The sequence below is a fragment of the Plasticicumulans lactativorans genome (assembly GCF_004341245.1).
In the GTDB taxonomy this organism is placed as follows: domain Bacteria; phylum Pseudomonadota; class Gammaproteobacteria; order Competibacterales; family Competibacteraceae; genus Plasticicumulans_A; species Plasticicumulans_A lactativorans.
This window is the reverse complement of record NZ_SLWY01000023.1, coordinates 14,229-30,898: the sequence shown is the minus strand read 5'-3', so window position 1 is coordinate 30,898 and position 16,670 is coordinate 14,229. Positions and strand designations below refer to the sequence as shown.

The following is a 16,670-nucleotide window of genomic DNA, read 5'->3' as shown; positions in this document are numbered from 1 at the left end:
CCGTTCTACATCATGAAACGAAGTATATTGCGACGCACCATAAATTTCCATAAGAAGCGAACATTGCGGTGTGAATTTCATAATACAGAATATAGGTGATTTCATAATTGGTAAGGCCATTTGACCAATGATTTCAACGATGGCATAGTGCGCAGCGATTCGCTCGATAGAAGTGAACGCAAAATACCGATGAGGCGGCCGTCGACACGGGGTCGTCAGTTCAGGATCGCGAGGAGAGGAGGTAAGACCAATGTCTGCTCCCGTCAATCTGTACACCAAGCTTGCCGCTGGCGTGCCCGAGCACCTGTTGCTCGTCGAAACGGAGGATTTGCGGCCCTACGAATGCGACGGGCTGTCCGCCTACCGCCAGGTGCCGCTGCTGGTGGCGCTGCCCGAGACCATCGAACAGGTGCAGCACGTGCTGCGCACCTGCAACGAGCTGCGGGTGCCGGTGGTCGCGCGCGGGGCCGGTACCGGGCTGTCGGGCGGTGCGCTGCCGCTCGCCGAGGGCGTGCTGCTGTCGCTCGCCAAGTTCAACCGCGTCCTCGACATCGATCCGGTCAACCGCACCGCGCGCGTGCAGCCGGGCGTGCGCAACCTGGCCATCTCGCAGGCGGTCTCCGACCTCGGCCTGTACTACGCGCCCGACCCGTCGTCGCAGATCGCCTGCACGATCGGCGGCAACGTGGCCGAGAACGCCGGCGGCGTGCACTGCCTCAAGTACGGGCTGACGGTGCACAACATCCAGTCGATCGAGCTGGTGACGATGACCGGCGAGCGCCTGACGATCGGTTCGCAGGCGCTCGACAGCGCCGGCTTCGACCTGCTCGCGCTGCTCACCGGCTCCGAGGGGCTGCTCGGCGTGATCGTCGAGGTCACCGTCAAGCTGCTGCCGAAGCCGCAGGTCGCACAGGTGGTGATGGCGGCGTTCGACCGCGTCGACACCGCCGGTGCGGCGGTGGGGCGGATCATCGCCGAGGGCATCATCCCCGGCGGGCTGGAGATGATGGACCAGGGCTGCATCCAGGCGGCCGAGGACTACCTGCACGCCGGCTACCCGACCGGGGCGGCGGCGATCCTGCTGTGCGAGCTCGACGGCACCGCCGAGGAGGTCGCCGAGCAGATGGAGCAGGTGCAGGCGCTGCTGCGCGACGCCGGGGCCACCGAGCTGCGGGTGTCGCGCAACGAGCAGGAGCGGCTCCTGTTCTGGGCCGGGCGCAAGGCGGCGTTCCCGGCGGTGGGGCGCCTGTCGCCCGACTACTACTGCATGGACGGCACCATCCCGCGCAAGGAGCTGCCGCGCGTGCTGAACGGCATCGAGGCGCTGTCGCAGGAATTCGGCCTGCGCGTGCTCAACGTCTTCCACGCCGGCGACGGCAACCTGCACCCGCTGATCCTGTTCGATGCCAACCGCGAAGGACAGCTGCACGCCGCCGAGGAACTCGGCGGGCGCATCCTCGAACTCTGCGTCGAGGTCGGCGGCGCCATCACCGGCGAGCACGGCGTCGGCATGGAGAAGATCAACCAGATGTGCGTGCAGTTCCGCCGCGAGGAGATCGTGCAGTTCCACGCGCTGAAGGCGGCCTTCGACCCGCATGGGCTGCTCAATCCCGGCAAGGCGGTGCCGACGCTGAACCGCTGCGCCGAGTACGGCGCGATGCGCGTGAGCCGCGGCGAGCTGCGCTTCCCCGAACTCGAACGCTTCTGAGCGCCGCGGGCGCAACGGCATCGCCGAGGCCGCCGTCGCGAGCGGCCCGGTCCGCACCTGGAGAGAGAATCCCATGCACGATCAGGATCTGAGCGCCGCGCTCGCCGAGGCGGTCGTCGACGCAGCCGCCGCGGGGCGGCGGCTGCGCATCGAAGGCGGCGGCAGCAAGGCCTTCTACGGCCGCCAGGCCGAGGGCGAGCCGCTCGCCGTCGGCGCGCACCGCGGCATCGTCAGCTACGAGCCCACCGAGCTGGTGCTGACCGCGCGCGCCGGCACCCCGCTCGCCGACATCGATGCCGCCCTCGCCGCGCAGGGCCAGATGCTCGGCTTCGAACCGCCGGGTTTCGGCCCCGGTGCCACGCTCGGCGGCACCGTTGCCTGCGGCTTCTCCGGCCCGCGCCGTCCCTACGCCGGTTCCGCGCGCGATTTCGTGCTCGGCGTGCGGCTGCTGAACGGCAGGGGCGAGAACCTGCGCTTCGGCGGCGAGGTGATGAAGAACGTCGCCGGCTACGACGTGTCGCGCCTGCAGGTCGGTGCGCTCGGCTGCCTCGGCGTGCTGCTCGACGTCTCGCTGAAGGTGCTGCCGCGCCCGCAGGCCGAGCTCACCCTGGTGCAGGACGTGACCCTCGCCGGTGCGGCGATCGAGCGCCTGAACCGCTGGGCCGGCCAGCCGCTGCCGCTGTCGGCCAGCGCCTGGGACGACGGGCGCCTGTACCTGCGGCTGTCGGGGGCCGGCAGCGCGGTGCGCGCCGCGGCCACGAGCCTCGGCGGCGAGGTGCTCGCCGAGGACGCCGCCGCCGCGTACTGGCAGGGGCTGCGCGAGCACACGCATGCCTTCTTCGCCGGCGATGCGCCGCTGTGGCGCTTCTCGGTCACGCCGGCCGCCGCGCCGCTCGATCTGCCCGGTGCGACCCTGATCGAGTGGGGCGGGGCGCAGCGCTGGTGGCGCGGCGAGGCTGAGCCCGCAGCGCTGTTCGCGCTGGCGCGCGCCGCCGGCGGCCACGCCAGCCGGTTCCGCGGCGGCGATCGCGGCGGCGAGGTGTTCCAGCCGCTCGCACCGGCGCTGGCCGCCCTGCACACGGGCCTGAAGGCGAGCTTCGACCCGCGTGGCGTGTTCAACCCCGGCCGGCTCTACGCCGGGCTGTAAGCCGACCCCAGGTACCGACCATGCAGACCCAGCTCGCCGATTTCATCAAGGACACCCCGCAGGGCCGCGAGGCCGACGCCATCCTGCGTACCTGCGTGCACTGCGGCTTTTGCACCGCCACCTGCCCGACCTACCAGTTGCTGGGCGACGAACTCGACGGCCCGCGCGGGCGCATCTACCTGATCAAGCAGGTGCTGGAAGGCCACGAGCCGACCGCGCGCACGCAGACGCACCTCGACCGTTGCCTGACCTGCCGCTCCTGCGAGACCACCTGCCCGTCGGGCGTGAAGTACCACCGCCTGCTCGACATCGGCCGCGAGGTCGTCGCCGGGAAGGTCGGGCGTCCGCTCGGCCAGCGCCTCGCGCGCTGGGCGCTGCGCCGCGTGCTGCCGCATCGCGCGCGCTTCACGCCGCTGCTGCGCCTCGGCCAGGCGCTGGCACCGATGCTGCCCGCCGAGATGCGCGCCAAGGTGCCGCCGCAGCGCGCGGCCGGGCCGTGGCCGCAGGTGCGCCACGCCCGGCGCATGATCGCGCTCGACGGCTGCGTGCAGCCGGGCATCGCGCCGAACATCAACGCCGCCACCGCGCGCGTGCTCGACCGTCTCGGCATCGCCCTCGAGGTGGCACCGGCCGACGGCTGCTGCGGCGCGGCGAGCTTCCACCTCGACGCGCAGGACGAGGGGCTGGACTTCGCGCGCCGGCGCATCGACGCCTGGTGGCCGCTGATCGAAGCCGGCGCCGAGGCGATCGTGATCACCGCCAGCGGCTGCGGCGCCTTCGTCAAGGAATACGGCGACCTGCTCGCCGACGATCCGGCCTACGCGGCACGCGCCGCGCGGGTCTCGGCGCTCACCCGCGACATCGTCGAGGTGCTCGCCGACGAGGCGCTCGAGCACCTGGCGCCGCGGCCGCAGGGGCGGCTCGCCTTCCACTGCCCGTGCACGCTGCAGCACGCGCAGAAGCTCTCCGGCAAGGTCGAGGGGCTGTTGCGTCGGCTTGGCTTCGACCTGGCGCCGGTGGCCGACGCGCACCTGTGCTGCGGCTCGGCGGGCACCTACTCGCTGCTGCAGCCGGAGCTGTCGCTGCAGTTGCGCGCCAACAAGATCGCCGCGCTGGAGGCCGGCGCGCCGGCGGCGATCGCGACCGCCAACATCGGCTGCCTCGCGCACCTGCAGGGCGGCACCGCGAAGCCGGTCAGGCACTGGATCGAGATCGTCGACGAGGCGCTCGCCTGAGACCGGCCCCGCCGCCCGCCGCCCGCCGGGCGGCGGGGAGGCGTGGGCGGCTGCGCAGCGGGGCCGCCCGGGTTTGCTAGAGTGCGTGCGCGCATCGGCAGCAGTCGATGTGTTCATTCGAACATTATCGCGCGCGCCCGGGAGCAAACGAACATGCAGTTGAGCAAGCGTCAGCAGGCAGTGCTGGACCTGGTGCGGGCCCAGCGCTTCGTCACGGTCGAGGCGCTGGCCGAGCACTTCGACGTCACCCCGCAGACCATCCGCCGCGACTTCAACGCCCTCTGCGACAGCGGCCTGCTACGCCGCCACCACGGTGGTGCGGGCTTGCCGTCGAGCGCCGAGAACCTCGCCTACACGACACGCCAGGTGCTGCAGCGCGAGGAGAAGGAGCGCATCGCCGCGCTGGCCGCCCGGCAGATCCCCGACTACGCCTCGCTGTTCATCAACCTCGGCACCACCAACGAGGCCTTCGCCCGCGCGCTGCGCAGCCACCGGGGCCTGCGCGTGATCACCAACAACCTCAACGTCGCCACCGAACTCTGCGATTACCCCGGCTTCGAGGTGATCGTCGCCGGCGGGCAGGTGCGCGCGCGCGACCGCGGCGTCACCGGCGAGGCGACGATCGACCTGATCCGCCAGTTCCGCGTCGACTTCGGCGTGATCGGCGTATCCGGCATCGAACCCGACGGCACGCTGCTCGACTTCGACTACCACGAGGTGCGGGTGTCGGAGGCGATCATCGAGAACTCGCGCCAGGTGTTCCTGCTCGCCGATCACACCAAGTTCGGCCGCAACGCCATGGTGCGGCTCGGCCACATCGCACAGGTGCACGCGCTGTTCACCGACGCGCCGGTCCCGGAGGCGCTGCAGCGGGTGATCGTCGAGGCCGGCACCCAGGTGCACATCGCTGCAGTCGATTAAAAATGTTCGAATGAATTGTTTTTGATCTTCACTTAAACATTTTTTCGCGCCCTGATACTTTCTTTCGAAACGACGGTGGCGTCGGCCGCGCGCGGCGGGCATCCCCTCCGGTGCGGTGCGAACGAGGTAAGGGCAGATGGCGGCGAACGAGCGGTACGACCTGCTGGTGGTCGGCGGCGGCATCAACGGGGCGGGCATCGCGCGCGATGCGGCGGGGCGGGGGCTCAGCGTGCTGCTGTGCGAGCAGGACGACCTCGCCGGCCACACCTCGAGCGCGAGCACCAAGCTGATCCACGGCGGGCTGCGCTACCTGGAGCAGCGCGCGTTCCGGCTGGTCGGCAAGGCGCTCGCCGAGCGCGAGGTGCTGCTGCGCGCCGCGCCGCACATCAGTTGGCCGCTGCGCTTCGTGCTGCCGCACCAGCCGCACCTGCGCCCGGCCTGGATGATCCGCCTCGGGCTGTTCCTCTATGACCACCTCGATTTCGGCAAGCGCAAGCTGCTGCCGGGCTCGCACGCCGTCGACCTGCGCACGCATCCGGCAGGCGGGCCGCTGCAGCCGGAGCTGGTCCGGGGTTTCGTCTACTCCGACGGCTGGGTGCAGGACGCCCGCCTGGTGGTGCTGAACGCGCTGGCCGCCGCCGAGCACGGGGCGAGTGTGCTGACGCGCACGCGCTGCGTCGGCGCGCGCCGCGTCGACGGCCTGTGGCGCGTGCGGCTCTGCGGCGCCGACGGCGGCGAGCACGAGGTCGAGGCGCGCGCGCTGGTCAACGCCGCCGGGCCCTGGGTCGCGCGGCTGCTCGACGAGGTGCTGCACGCACCCCACGCGCGCGCGCTGCGGCTGGTCAAGGGCAGCCACATCGTCGTGCCGAAGTGCTTCGACCACCCCTACGCCTACATCTTCCAGAACCCCGACCAGCGCATCGTGTTCGCCATCCCCTATGAGCGCGACTACACGCTGATCGGCACCACCGACGTCGAGTACGCGGGCGACCCGCGCGCGGTGGCGATCGACGACGACGAGATCCGCTACCTGTGCCAGGCGGCGAGCCGCTACTTCCGCCAGCCGGTGCTTCCGGCCGACGTGGTGTGGTGCTACAGCGGCGTGCGCCCGCTGCTCAACGACGACAGAGGCGCCCCCGCCGAGGTCACGCGCGACTACCAGCTGGAACTCGACGCCGGTCCGGCGCCGCTGCTGTCGGTGTTCGGTGGCAAGCTGACCACCTACCGCAAGCTCGCCGAGGAGGCGGTCGACCGGCTGGCGCCGCTGCTCGGCTGCAGCGCGGGGGCGTGGACCGGAGCCGGCGCGCCGCTGCCCGGCGGCGACATCGCCGATGCCGACGTCGAGCGCTTCCTCGCCGGGCTGCGCACCGCCCACCCGTGGCTGCCGCCGGAACTGGCCGCGCGCCTGGCCCGCACCTACGGCACCCGCACGGCGCGGCTGCTCGGCACGGCGACCCGCCTCGCCGAGCTCGGCGAATGCCTGGGCGCCGACCTGTACGCGGCCGAGGTCGACTACCTGGTGGCCGAGGAGTGGGCGTGCAGCGCCGAGGACATCCTCTGGCGCCGCACCAAGCTCGGCCTGCGCTTCGATGCCGCGGCGGTCACCCGGCTCGAACGCTACCTCGGTGTCCAGGCCGAGCTGCCCGCGCGCCGCTGCGGCTGAGCCGCCAGCGTCCATAACCAGAACGGCCCCCGACCACCCTGCGAGGAGACCCCCATGGACAAGCCCTACATGCTGGCGATCGATCAGGGCACGACGAGTTCGCGCGCGATCCTGTTCGACCGCGCCGGGCGCATCGTCGGCAGCGCGCAGCGCGAGTTCACGCAGCTGTTTCCGCAGCCCGGCTGGGTCGAGCACGACCCGCTGGAGATCCTGTCCTCGGTGCTGGGCACCGTGTCCGATCTGCTGGCCGAGCAGCGCGTCGATCCGCAGCGCATCGCCGGCATCGGCATCACCAACCAGCGCGAGACCACCGTGGTCTGGGAGAAGGCCACCGGCCGGCCGGTGTACAACGCGATCGTCTGGCAGTCGCGCCAGACCGCCGGCCTCTGCGACGAACTGCGCGCCCGCGGCTACGAGGAGCTGGTGCGTGCCCGCACCGGGCTGCTGATCGACGCCTACTTCTCCGGCACCAAGCTCAAGTGGATCCTCGACACGCTCCCCGGGGCGCGCGAGCGTGCCGGGCGCGGCGAGCTGCTGTTCGGCACGGTCGACACCTGGCTGATCTGGAACCTCACCGGCGGGCGCGTGCACGTCACCGACTACTCCAACGCCGCGCGGACGCTGCTGTACGACATCCACGCCCGGCGCTGGGACGACGAGCTGCTGGCGATGCTCGACGTGCCGCGGGCGATGCTGCCCGAGGTCCGCCCCTCCAGCGAGGTCTACGGGCTGACCGCCGAGCGGCATTTCTTCGGCGCCGCGGTGCCGATCGCCGGCGTGGCCGGCGACCAGCAGGCGGCGCTGTTCGGCCAGGCCTGCTTCACCCCCGGCATGGCCAAGAACACCTACGGCACCGGCTGCTTCATGCTGATGAACACCGGCGAGCAGGCGGTGGCCTCCCGCCACGGCCTGCTCACCACGATCGCCTGGGGTCTGGAGGGGAAGGTCGAGTACGCGCTCGAAGGCAGCATCTTCGTCGCCGGCTCGGCGGTGCAGTGGCTGCGCGACGGTCTGCAGCTGATCGGCAGCGCCGCCGAGTCCGAAGCCCTGGCGCTGCGCGCGGCCTCGACCGACGGCGTCTACTTCGTGCCGGCCTTCGTCGGGCTCGGCGCCCCGTACTGGCAGAGCGACGTGCGCGGCGCGATGTTCGGGCTGACCCGCGGCAGCGGGCGCGAGCAGATCGTGCGCGCGGTGCTGGAGTCGCTCGCCTACCAGACCCGCGACGTGCTCGCGGCGATGCAGGCCGATTCGGGCATCGCGCTCACCGCGTTGCGCGTCGACGGCGGCGCCGTGGCGAACGGCTTCCTGCTGCAGTTCCAGAGCGACGTGCTCGGCGTGCCGGTCGAGCGTCCCCGCGTCGCCGAGACCACCGCGCTCGGCGCGGCCTGCCTCGCCGGGCTCGCGGTCGGCTTCTGGCACGACCGCGCGGAGCTCGCCCGGCACTGGGCGCTGGAGAAAAGCTTCCACCCGCAGATGGACGCGGCGGCGAGCGCGGCGCTCTACGCCGGCTGGCAGCGCGCGGTGCAGGCGACGCTCGGCTTCCGCGTCGAGCCGCCGTCGCGTTAGCCGGTGCGCAACGGCGCCGTGATCCGGCGCCTTCCGGATGGTAGCTTGCGGTCTCTCGCACCGCCGCGGCGGGGAGGGGGGTGAACCGTGCCGCGGGCGCTTGCGCCGGAGGCCGGTGGCGCCGCCCGGCCGGTGCAGCCTGGGAGGTCGGTCCACAGCCCTGCGGCGCCGCGGACCGGACCGCATAACATTCCGATAAAACAAACATTCGAGTTTTCCTATGGAGACGACCGATATGCGCCGCAGACTGGTGCTGGGCAACTGGAAGATGAACGGCTCGCGCGCCTCGGTGCAGACCTGGTGCGCGGCGCTCGGCACCGCGGCGGCGGGCGGCGGCCCCGCCGTGGGGGTGTTGCCCCCGTTCCCGTATCTGCACCTGCTGGCCGAAACGCTCGCCGACACCGACTGGCGCGTCGGCGCGCAGGACATCTCGATCCACGCCGCCGGCGCCTACACCGGCGAGGTGGCGGGCGCGATGCTCGTCGACGTCGGCTGCCGCTGGGTGCTGGTCGGCCACTCGGAGCGGCGCACGCTGCACGCCGAGGGTGACGCGCTGGTGGCGACCAAGTTCGGCGCGGCGCTGAAGGCCGGGCTGACGCCGGTGCTGTGCGTCGGCGAGACCCTCGCCGAGCGCGAGGCGGAGGTCACCGAGGAGGTGATCGCACGCCAGCTCGGCGCGGTGCTGGAGGCGCACGGCGCGGCGGGCTTCGCCCGCGCGGTGGTCGCCTACGAGCCGGTGTGGGCGGTCGGCACCGGCCGCACCGCCTCGCCGGCGCAGGCGCAGGCGGTGCACGGCTTCATCCGCGCCCGCGTCGCCGCCGTCGACGGCGCGGTCGCCGCGGCGTTGCCCATCCTCTACGGCGGCAGCGTGCGGGCGGCGAACGCCCCCGAGCTGTTCGCGATGCCCGACATCGACGGCGGGCTGGTCGGCGGCGCCTCGCTCGACGCCGCCGAGTTCGTGGAGATCGTGCGTGCCGCCGGCTGAGCCGTCGGTGCGTCGCGTGCGGGCGCGGGGCGCACGCCGGTGAACCGTGCCCCGGCGCGTGCCCGCGACGCCTTCACCAGTCGCCTCGGCGTCATCCTCGCCACGCTCGGCTCGGCGGTCGGCCTTGGCAACATCTGGAAGTTCCCCTACCTGACCGGCGACAACGGCGGTGCGGCCTTCCTCGTCGTCTACCTGCTGGCGACACTCGCCGTCGGCCTGCCGGTGATGATCGCCGAGCTGGTGATCGGCCGGCGCGCGCGCGCCGACGCGGTCAGCAGCTTCGAGCGCCTCGCCCCGCCCGGCGGCGGCGCCTGGCGCTACGTCGGCGTCGCCGGCGTGTGCAGCGCGGTGTTCCTGCTCGCCTTCTACAGCGAGGTGGTGGGCTGGGTGTTCGCCTACCTGTTCGAATCGCTGCGCGGGGCGGCGCTGAGCAGCGACCCGGCCGCCAACGCGGCGCGCTTCACGGCGCTGGCGCACGACCCCGTGGCCGCCCTCGGCTGGCAGTGGGCGGCGCTCGCCTGGGCCGCCGGCATCATCGTGTGCGGCGTCGCGCGGGGCATCGAGGCGGTCACCAAGCGGCTGATGCCGCTCCTGTTCCTGCTGCTCGCCGGGCTCGCGGTCCACGCCCTGACGCTGCCCGGCGCCGGCCGCGGCCTCGCCTTCCTGCTGCAGCCGGACTTCTCGCGCATCGGCCCGGCGGTGGTGCTGACCGCGCTCGGGCTCGCCTTCTTCAAGCTCTCGCTCGGCATCGGCGCGATGATCACCTACGGCTCGTACTTCCGCGCCGACCAGGACATCCCGCTGACCGCCACGCGCGTGATGCTCGCCGACCTGACGGTATCGCTGCTCGCCGGCATCGCGATCTTCCCGGCGGTGTTCAGCTTCGGCTTCGCCCCGGCCTCGGGGCCGGCGCTGGTGTTCATGACGATGCCGGCGGTGTTCTCGCAGCTGCCGGCCGGCGGCGTGCTGCTGGCGGTGTTCTTCGCGCTGATCGCGATCGCCGCCACCGGCGCGATGCTGTCGATCCTCGAAGTGCCGGTGGCGTGGCTGGTGGAGCGCCACGGCTGGGGCCGCGCCCGCGCCACCGTGGCCGCGACGCTGGTGATCGCGCTGTTCGGCGCGCCGGCGGCGCTGTCGCAGGGGGTGGGGGCGGCGTTCACGCTCGCCGGGCGCAGCGTGTTCGAGCTCTACGACTTCCTCACCTCGCAACTGCTGATGCCGCTCACCGGCATCGCCATCGCGCTGTTCGTCGGCCGCACCTGGAGCGCCGCGGCGCTCGCCGCCGAGCTCGGCCAGGGTGGCGGCGCGCGCCGTGCCGCGCTGGTCGGTCCGCTGCGCGTGCTGCTGCGCTGGGTCGCGCCGCTGCTGATCGCGGTGGTGCTGCTGCACGGCTGGTGGGGCGGCTGACGGCGCGCGGCAGTCGCCAGCGGCGACGCCGGCGGGCAGAATCGGCGGCCGGCTTTGCAAACTGGAAGGCCCATGGACCCCGCCCGCCGCCGACGCCTGGTCGGCCTGCTCCTCGTGCTCGCCGCCGCCGCGAGCTTCGGCCTGATGGCGCTGTTCGCGCGCCTCGCCTACGCCGCGGGCATGAACCCGCCGTCACTGCTCGCGCTGCGCTTCATCATCGCCGGCGCCTGCATCGCGCTGATGGTGCGCTGGCGCGGCGAGCGCATGCCGCGCGGGCGCGCGCTCGGCGGGCTGGTGGCGATGGGCACGGTGTTCTACGCGCTGGTCGCGCAGGCGTACTTCGTGGCGCTGCTGCACGCCTCGGCGGCGCTGGTCGCGCTGGTGCTGTACACCTTCCCGGTGCTGGTGATGGCGGCGAACATCGCCTTCTTCGGCGAGCGCGCGACCGGGCGCAAGCTCCTGGTGGCGCTGCTGACCATGCTCGGGCTGGCGACCACGATCGGCGGCGAGCTGCGCGGCGAGTGGCTCGGCATCGGCCTCGCGCTCGCCGGTGCGTTCGGCTATGCCGCCTACATCATCGTCGGCGATCGCCTGGCGCAGGGCGTGCCGCCGCTGCCCGGCGGGCTGGTGGTGATCCTCGGCTGCGCCTTCACCAGCGCCGTCTTCGCGCTCGCCGCGGGCGTGCGCCTGCCGCAGACCGCGCTCGGCTGGGCGGCGGTGTGCGGCATCGCGCTGCTCTCGACGGTGTTCGCGATCGCCGCCTTCCTCGAAGGCCTGAACCGGGTGGGTTCGACCACCGCGGCGATGGCCTCGACCCTCGAACCGGTGGTCACCGTGCTGAGCGCGGCGGCCCTGCTCGGCGAGCCGCTGAGCGCGAGCACCGTCGGCGGCGGCCTGCTGATCGTCACCGCGGTGATCCTGCTCGCCCGCACCCCTCACCCCAGCCAAGGAGTTGTCACATGATCCCGCGCCTGCGCCGTTCCGTGCTCTACATGCCCGGCGCCAACGCCCGCGCGCTCGACAAGGCGCGCGCGCTGACGGTCGACGCGCTGATCTTCGATCTCGAGGACGCCGTCGCCCCCGAGGCCAAGGGGCTCGCCCGCGAACAGGTGGTGGCCGCGCTCGGGCGCGGCGGCTACGCCCCGCGCGAGGCGATCGTGCGGGTCAACGCGCTCGGCACGCCTTGGGGGCACGACGACATCAAGGCGGTGGCGAAGATCGGCGCCGACGCGATCCTGCTGCCGAAGGTCGAGACCCCGGAGCAGGTCATCGAGGCGGTGGCCGCGCTCGACGCCGCCGGCGCGCCGCCCGGGCTGTCGCTGTGGATCACCATCGAGACGCCGCGCGGAGTGCTCGGCGCCAACGCCATCGCCGCCGCCAGCCCGCGCGTCGGCGCGATCGTGGTCGGCACCAACGACCTCGCCAAGGACCTGCGCGTGCGCCCGACCGTCGACCGCCGCGGCCTGCTCGCGGCGCTGTCGGCGTGCGTGCTCGCCGCGCGTGCCCACGGCCTCGCCGTGCTCGACGGCGTGCACGCCGACCTCGACGACGAGCCCGGCCTGCGGGCCGCCTGCGAGCAGGGGCGCGACCTCGGCTTCGACGGCAAGACGCTGATCCACCCGCGGCAGATCGCCGCCGCCAACGCGGCGTTCGCGCCGGGCGAGGCCGAGATCGTGGCCGCGCGGGCCGTCGTCGCCGGCTGGGAGCGCGCCCAGGCCAGCGGCCAGGGCGTGTGCGTGGTCGACGGGCGCATGGTCGAGCGCCTGCACGTCGACGAGGCGCTGCGCACGCTCGCGCTCGCCGCGGCGATCGAGGCGCAGCCATGAGCGGCGTACCGGCCCTGCTCGGCGTGCACCACGTCGCCATCATCACCGCCGACTACGCCCGCTCGAAGCGCTTCTACACCGAGGTGCTGGGCCTTCGCGTGGTCGCCGAGACCTGGCGGGCCGAGCGCGAGTCGTGGAAGCTCGACCTCGCCGGCCCCGGTGGCATCGCCATCGAGCTGTTCTCGTTTCCCGCGCCGCCGCTGCGCCCCGGCCGTCCGCACAGCGCCGAGGCCTGCGGCCTGCGCCACCTGGCCTTCGCGGTCGCCGACGTCGCCGCGGCCAAGGCGGCGCTGGAAGCCGCCGGCGTCGTCGTCGAGCCGATCCGCGTCGACGAACTGACGCAGCGGCGCTTCACCTTCTTCTTCGACCCCGACGCCCTGCCGCTGGAGCTGTACGAGACGTGAGCGGACCGCCGCGGCAGCGTGTCAGCGCGCCGGCGCGGCGAGGAGGGTGTCGAGCATGTGGCCGATCGCCGCCGCGTTGTGCGCGGCGACCAGCAGCGTGTACGCGGCGAGCGCTGCGGTGATGCGGGGTGCGGCGTGGCGGCGCAGCAGCAGTGCGAACAAGAACCACACCGCCGCCTGCCAGTGCTGGCTGTAGAGGAAGTATTCGTTGCCCCACACGGCGTGCAGCGCGCCGTTCCAGGCCAGCAGCAGCAGCGCTGCCGGCAGCAGCGCGCTCCCCGCTGCCGTGCCGCCGAGCCCGGCGCGCACACCTCCCGCCAGCGCCAGTGCGCCGATGCCGGCGAGCGCCAGTCCGAAACCGAGCGCCATCGGCACGGCTTCGAGCGAGAAGGCGAACAGGTAGCGTGTCTCGGGTGTGGCGGCGAGCCGTGCGGCAACGGTTCCGACCGTCGCCGGTGCGATGGCTTCGGCGAGCGCCAGCGGAAAGCGCGCCAGCGTGGCGAGCGGGTCCGCACGCAGGTAGCTTTGGGTGAACTGCACGGTCGTCGCGAGATCACCGCCCTCGGCGTGGTAGGCGAGGTTGAGGAGTTTCTGCAGCACGAGGTTGGCAGCCACCGCGACCACCATCAGGAGCGCCGCACGCGACAGGGCCGATCGCCAGGTCGAGCTCCGTCGCAGTACACAGCAGGCGACCGCCGCGCAACCCAGCAGGTTGGTGATCGTGATGCCCGCGGTGAGCACGGCGAGCGCGAGCCATCGCGGCCAGCGCAGGTGGCCGGCACGCAGGTCGGCCAGGCCGAGCAGGAAGGCCAGGGTCAGTGACAGGCCGCCAAGGCCGAAGTGATCAGGGATGCTGAAGAACACGAGGCCGCTGAACGCGCTCGCCGACAGCGCCGCGAGCAGCAGCGCCGGCAGGAAGGTCATGCCGGCGAACGTGGCGATGCCGTACACCGCCAGCGTATTCAACGTGCCTGCCGCCGGCAGGATGCGCAGCGCGATCGCCTCGCGCAGCGCCTCCTCGCTGTCGCCGCCGACGCTTGCAAGCCCCTTGGCCAGGGCGCGCACCGGCGGATTGATGAAGTTGCACAGGTTGGGGTGCTGGATGCTGCGCCCCTCCTGTTGCCAGCCGTGGGCGAAGCAGCCGAGCCGCTGATTGGGATCGGCGTCGAACAGCACGTTGTACTGATCGAACACGCCCAGCGCGCGCCAGCGTTGCGCGAGCCCGTCGTGCGCCACGAAGACGAGCGTGGCGAGCAGGGCGAGCGCCAGGGCCCGCACCCCGGCATGTACGGTCGTTCCGGTATCCGCGATGGCCGACACGGTGCACCGCTCAACTGCGCGCGAGGCAGGCAATGCCGGCCATCACCAGCAGGGCGCCCGCCCAGCGGGTCGGGCCGACGGCCTCGCCGAGCACCAGCGCGCCGAGCACCAGCGTCAGGATGAAACCCAGCCCGACGAAGGGGTACGCCTGGCTCACGTCGACACGCGACAGCACGGCGAGCCACACGAGTGCTCCCAGGCCGTAGAGCAGGAAGCCGAGCAGCACGTAGCCGTTGCTGATCACCGCCCACGCCTGGGTGAGCCGGCCGGCGTTGCGCACGAGGGGGTCGAGCGGCGTCGAAACGCCGAGTTTGAGAACGATCTGCGCCAGCGCGGAGATGCTCACGCTGAGCACGATCAGGCCGAATACCTGCCAGGTCATCTTGCTGCCCCTCATGCGGCGGCCACGGTGATGGCGGCCATCGCCACCAGGATGATCCAGCTCGCGCGGTCGCGCAGGCTGTAGACCAGCGGGTCTTCGTGCATCTCGCCGCGCCAGGTCTTGATCCACAGCCGGCTGACCCAGTACAGCATCAACGGGCACAGCAGCCAGAGCACCCACACGTGCGTGTAGTGCGCGACGCTGCCGGGGCTGTCGATGAACAGTGCCAGCACCAGCACGGCGAGGTAGCCGCTGCTCACGCCCATGGCGCCGAGGCACGGGAGGTCCGACACGCGGTAATCGCGCCCGCGTGCCGCGGTGCGCTGCAGCCGCTCCAGCGTGAGCAGTTCCGAGCAGCGCTTGACCAGCGCCAGGCTCATGAAGATGAAGGTCGAGAACGCCAGCAGCCACGACGATACGGCGACGTCGATGGCGAAGGCGCCGGCGACGATGCGCACGGTATAGAGCCCGGCGAGCAGGATCACGTCGATCAGCATGTAGGTCTTGAAGTGCAGCGAGTAGCTGACCGTCAGCACCAGGTAGGCGAGCAGCGTGAGCGGGAAGGCCGGCGGCAGCGTGGCCGCCAGGCCGAGGCCCGTCGCCAGCAGGGCCGGCATCAGCAGCACCGCGTGCATCAGCGGCAGGTCGCCGGCGGCGAGCGGGCGCCGCGACTTGCTCGGATGCACCCGGTCCGCCGGCAGATCGAGCAGGTCATTGAGCAGGTAGGTGGCGGAGGCGCACAGGCCGAAGGCGACGAAGGCGACGATCGCCGCGCCGATCGCGTCGCCGTCACTCCAGGCATGGGCGGTGAGCACCGGCACACCGAGCAGCAGGTTCTTCATCCACTGATGGACGCGCAGCGCCCGCAGGTATGCGCGCAGCGCCGGCGGGCGGTCGTCGAACACCCGCTCGACGCGCGCCCCGGCGCGGGCGGCGCGTTCGATGCCGGGCTCCGGGTTGACCACCACGGCACGGCGTGCCCGCGCCCAGATCGCCAGATCCGGGCGCGCATTGCCGGCGTAGTCGAACGCACCGCCGCCGGTGACTTCGAGGATGGCCTCGCGCTTGTGGGCACCGGCCAGGTTGCGCCGGCCGTCGCTCGCCAGTACGCCGGCGAACAGGCCCAGGTATTCAGCGATCGGCGTCACCAGCCGCGCATCGGAGGCGCTGGCGAGCCACACCGGGCGCTGCGCGGCCTCATCGCGCAGCCAGGCGAGAAAGTCCTTCTGGAATGGTAGGGCCGCGGTTTCGAGCGAGGCACGCTGCGCGATCTCCGCCTTCAGGCGGGCCTTGCCGTGCAGCAGCCACATGAGCATCGGGAAGATCATCAACGGCGCACGCTTGAGCAGCGCGAAGGCGCTTTCGACCAGCAGGTCACTCTTCAGCAGGGTACCGTCGAGGTCCACGAACAGGGGCACGGCCGTATCGGCCGTGTCGGTAGCGTCATGCATGGCAATGGCCCCGGAATAATCAAGACGGACCGCAGCTTGCGGTCCGGCCGGCATTGTAACCGGGTGGTCCGCGTGCCACTGCCACCGACACGATTCGACACGACGCCCGCGGACCGCCGCGGCGTCAGCCGCGGCGGCGTTCGGGGCGGGTCAGCAGGTAGACCAGCAGCGTGGTCGCGCCACAGGCGAGCAGCACGGCGAGCGGCAGCGGCGTGACGGGCAGCGTGAGGGTGAGGCTCGCGAGGATGCCGAGGCTGGCGTAGCGCTTGGCGCGGGCGTCGAGCACGCCGTGGCCGAGCCAGTCGGCGAGCGTGCGGCCGTAGCGCGGGTGGGTGAGCAGGCGCTGCGCGAGGCGCGGCGAGCTCTTGGCGAAGCACCACGCGGCGGCGATCCAGAACACCGTGGTCGGCAGCAGCGGCACGGCCAGACCGAGCGCGCCGAGGGCGAAGCAGGTGGCGCCGGCCGCGGACAGCGCCATGCGCAGCGGGCGGCTGCCGGCGGGGCGGATGCGGACGGCGGTGTCCATCAGGGCGGTCTCCGGGGTGGTGCCCGCGGCCGGCGGGTGGCCCGCCGCGGGTCGGGATCCGCGCAGCCTCGACCGGGTCCGGCATGAGCCGGGCCCGCCCGGGGCTGCGTGGTGCGGGAGGTTTGAGTC

At 72.3% G+C, this 16,670-nt stretch carries 15 protein-coding genes; 11 read left to right on the top strand and 4 right to left on the bottom strand.

From position 1 onward, the window contains the following. The first annotated feature begins 250 nt into the window (after window positions 1-250). The 11 genes from EV699_RS17350 (at window position 251) to gloA2 (ending at window position 12,862) form a co-directional block, all read left to right on the top strand. On the top strand, window positions 251-1,708 hold the full coding sequence (locus EV699_RS17350) for an FAD-linked oxidase C-terminal domain-containing protein (RefSeq protein ID WP_132545145.1): 1,458 nt from the start codon (window positions 251-253) through the stop codon (window positions 1,706-1,708). A 73-nt stretch (window positions 1,709-1,781) separates the two neighbouring features. After that, window positions 1,782-2,855 (top strand): glycolate oxidase subunit GlcE, encoded by a 1,074-nt coding sequence (glcE, locus tag EV699_RS17345; RefSeq protein WP_132545143.1) that lies wholly within the window; start codon window positions 1,782-1,784, stop codon window positions 2,853-2,855. Window positions 2,856-2,875: 20 nt separating this feature from the next. Beyond that, window positions 2,876-4,090, top strand: coding sequence for a glycolate oxidase subunit GlcF (gene glcF, locus EV699_RS17340; protein ID WP_132545141.1), 1,215 nt, complete (start codon window positions 2,876-2,878; stop codon window positions 4,088-4,090). A gap of 42 nt (window positions 4,091-4,132) precedes the next feature. Further along, window positions 4,133-5,011 (top strand): DeoR/GlpR family DNA-binding transcription regulator, encoded by an 879-nt coding sequence (locus tag EV699_RS17335; protein ID WP_424450043.1) that lies wholly within the window; start codon window positions 4,133-4,135, stop codon window positions 5,009-5,011. Between the two features lie 136 nt (window positions 5,012-5,147). After that, the gene (gene glpD, locus EV699_RS17330; protein WP_132545137.1) at window positions 5,148-6,674 is read left to right on the top strand and encodes a glycerol-3-phosphate dehydrogenase; all 1,527 of its coding nucleotides are present in this window, start codon (window positions 5,148-5,150) and stop codon (window positions 6,672-6,674) included. A gap of 54 nt (window positions 6,675-6,728) precedes the next feature. Continuing rightward, on the top strand, window positions 6,729-8,240 hold the full coding sequence (gene glpK, locus EV699_RS17325) for a glycerol kinase GlpK (RefSeq protein WP_132545135.1): 1,512 nt from the start codon (window positions 6,729-6,731) through the stop codon (window positions 8,238-8,240). A gap of 235 nt (window positions 8,241-8,475) precedes the next feature. Further along, a complete protein-coding gene (gene tpiA / locus EV699_RS17320; protein WP_132545133.1) occupies window positions 8,476-9,225 on the top strand; it encodes a triose-phosphate isomerase in 750 nt (249 codons plus the stop codon). A 39-nt stretch (window positions 9,226-9,264) separates the two neighbouring features. Continuing rightward, window positions 9,265-10,632: a sodium-dependent transporter gene (locus EV699_RS17315; RefSeq protein WP_132545131.1), complete on the top strand. Its 1,368-nt coding sequence runs from the start codon at window positions 9,265-9,267 to the stop codon at window positions 10,630-10,632. Window positions 10,633-10,704: 72 nt separating this feature from the next. Continuing rightward, complete coding sequence (locus tag EV699_RS17310; protein ID WP_132545129.1) at window positions 10,705-11,595, top strand: DMT family transporter; 891 nt, start codon at window positions 10,705-10,707, stop codon at window positions 11,593-11,595. Further along, window positions 11,592-12,458, top strand: coding sequence for an HpcH/HpaI aldolase/citrate lyase family protein (locus EV699_RS17305; RefSeq protein ID WP_243662720.1), 867 nt, complete (start codon window positions 11,592-11,594; stop codon window positions 12,456-12,458). Before EV699_RS17310 ends, EV699_RS17305 begins: the two co-directional genes overlap by 4 nt. Continuing rightward, window positions 12,455-12,862, top strand: coding sequence for an SMU1112c/YaeR family gloxylase I-like metalloprotein (gene gloA2, locus EV699_RS17300; protein ID WP_132545127.1), 408 nt, complete (start codon window positions 12,455-12,457; stop codon window positions 12,860-12,862). The genes EV699_RS17305 and gloA2 overlap by 4 nt, the downstream gene beginning before the upstream one ends. A gap of 21 nt (window positions 12,863-12,883) precedes the next feature. Here gloA2 and EV699_RS17295 read toward each other — a convergent pair whose 3' ends face one another. From EV699_RS17295 to EV699_RS17280, 4 genes are all read right to left on the bottom strand, one after another. Then, complete coding sequence (locus EV699_RS17295) at window positions 12,884-14,182, bottom strand: DUF6080 domain-containing protein (protein ID WP_132545125.1); 1,299 nt, start codon at window positions 14,180-14,182, stop codon at window positions 12,884-12,886. 10 nt (window positions 14,183-14,192) lie between these two features. Beyond that, window positions 14,193-14,564, bottom strand: coding sequence for an EamA family transporter (locus EV699_RS17290; protein WP_132545123.1), 372 nt, complete (start codon window positions 14,562-14,564; stop codon window positions 14,193-14,195). 11 nt (window positions 14,565-14,575) lie between these two features. Next, complete coding sequence (locus tag EV699_RS17285) at window positions 14,576-16,015, bottom strand: UbiA family prenyltransferase (protein WP_132545121.1); 1,440 nt, start codon at window positions 16,013-16,015, stop codon at window positions 14,576-14,578. Between the two features lie 124 nt (window positions 16,016-16,139). Continuing rightward, entirely contained in the window at window positions 16,140-16,541 is a 402-nt protein-coding gene (locus EV699_RS17280) for a YbaN family protein (RefSeq protein WP_132545119.1), read from the bottom strand. Between the last annotated feature and the right edge of the window lie 129 nt (window positions 16,542-16,670).

Excerpts from the sequence above, each read along its gene's own strand:
- glpD (WP_132545137.1), top strand. The coding sequence starts at position 5,148 with ATGGCGGCGAACGAGCGGTACGACCTGCTGGTGGTCGGCGGCGGCATC.
- EV699_RS17290 (WP_132545123.1), bottom strand. The coding sequence starts at position 14,564 with ATGACCTGGCAGGTATTCGGCCTGATCGTGCTCAGCGTGAGCATCTCC.
- glcE (WP_132545143.1), top strand. The coding sequence starts at position 1,782 with ATGCACGATCAGGATCTGAGCGCCGCGCTCGCCGAGGCGGTCGTCGAC.
- EV699_RS17285 (WP_132545121.1), bottom strand. The coding sequence starts at position 16,015 with ATGCATGACGCTACCGACACGGCCGATACGGCCGTGCCCCTGTTCGTG.
- EV699_RS17305 (WP_243662720.1), top strand. The coding sequence starts at position 11,592 with ATGATCCCGCGCCTGCGCCGTTCCGTGCTCTACATGCCCGGCGCCAAC.
- glpK (WP_132545135.1), top strand. The coding sequence starts at position 6,729 with ATGGACAAGCCCTACATGCTGGCGATCGATCAGGGCACGACGAGTTCG.
- tpiA (WP_132545133.1), top strand. The coding sequence starts at position 8,476 with ATGCGCCGCAGACTGGTGCTGGGCAACTGGAAGATGAACGGCTCGCGC.
- gloA2 (WP_132545127.1), top strand. The coding sequence starts at position 12,455 with ATGAGCGGCGTACCGGCCCTGCTCGGCGTGCACCACGTCGCCATCATC.
- glcF (WP_132545141.1), top strand. The coding sequence starts at position 2,876 with ATGCAGACCCAGCTCGCCGATTTCATCAAGGACACCCCGCAGGGCCGC.
- EV699_RS17310 (WP_132545129.1), top strand. The coding sequence starts at position 10,705 with ATGGACCCCGCCCGCCGCCGACGCCTGGTCGGCCTGCTCCTCGTGCTC.
- EV699_RS17280 (WP_132545119.1), bottom strand. The coding sequence starts at position 16,541 with ATGGACACCGCCGTCCGCATCCGCCCCGCCGGCAGCCGCCCGCTGCGC.
- EV699_RS17350 (WP_132545145.1), top strand. The coding sequence starts at position 251 with ATGTCTGCTCCCGTCAATCTGTACACCAAGCTTGCCGCTGGCGTGCCC.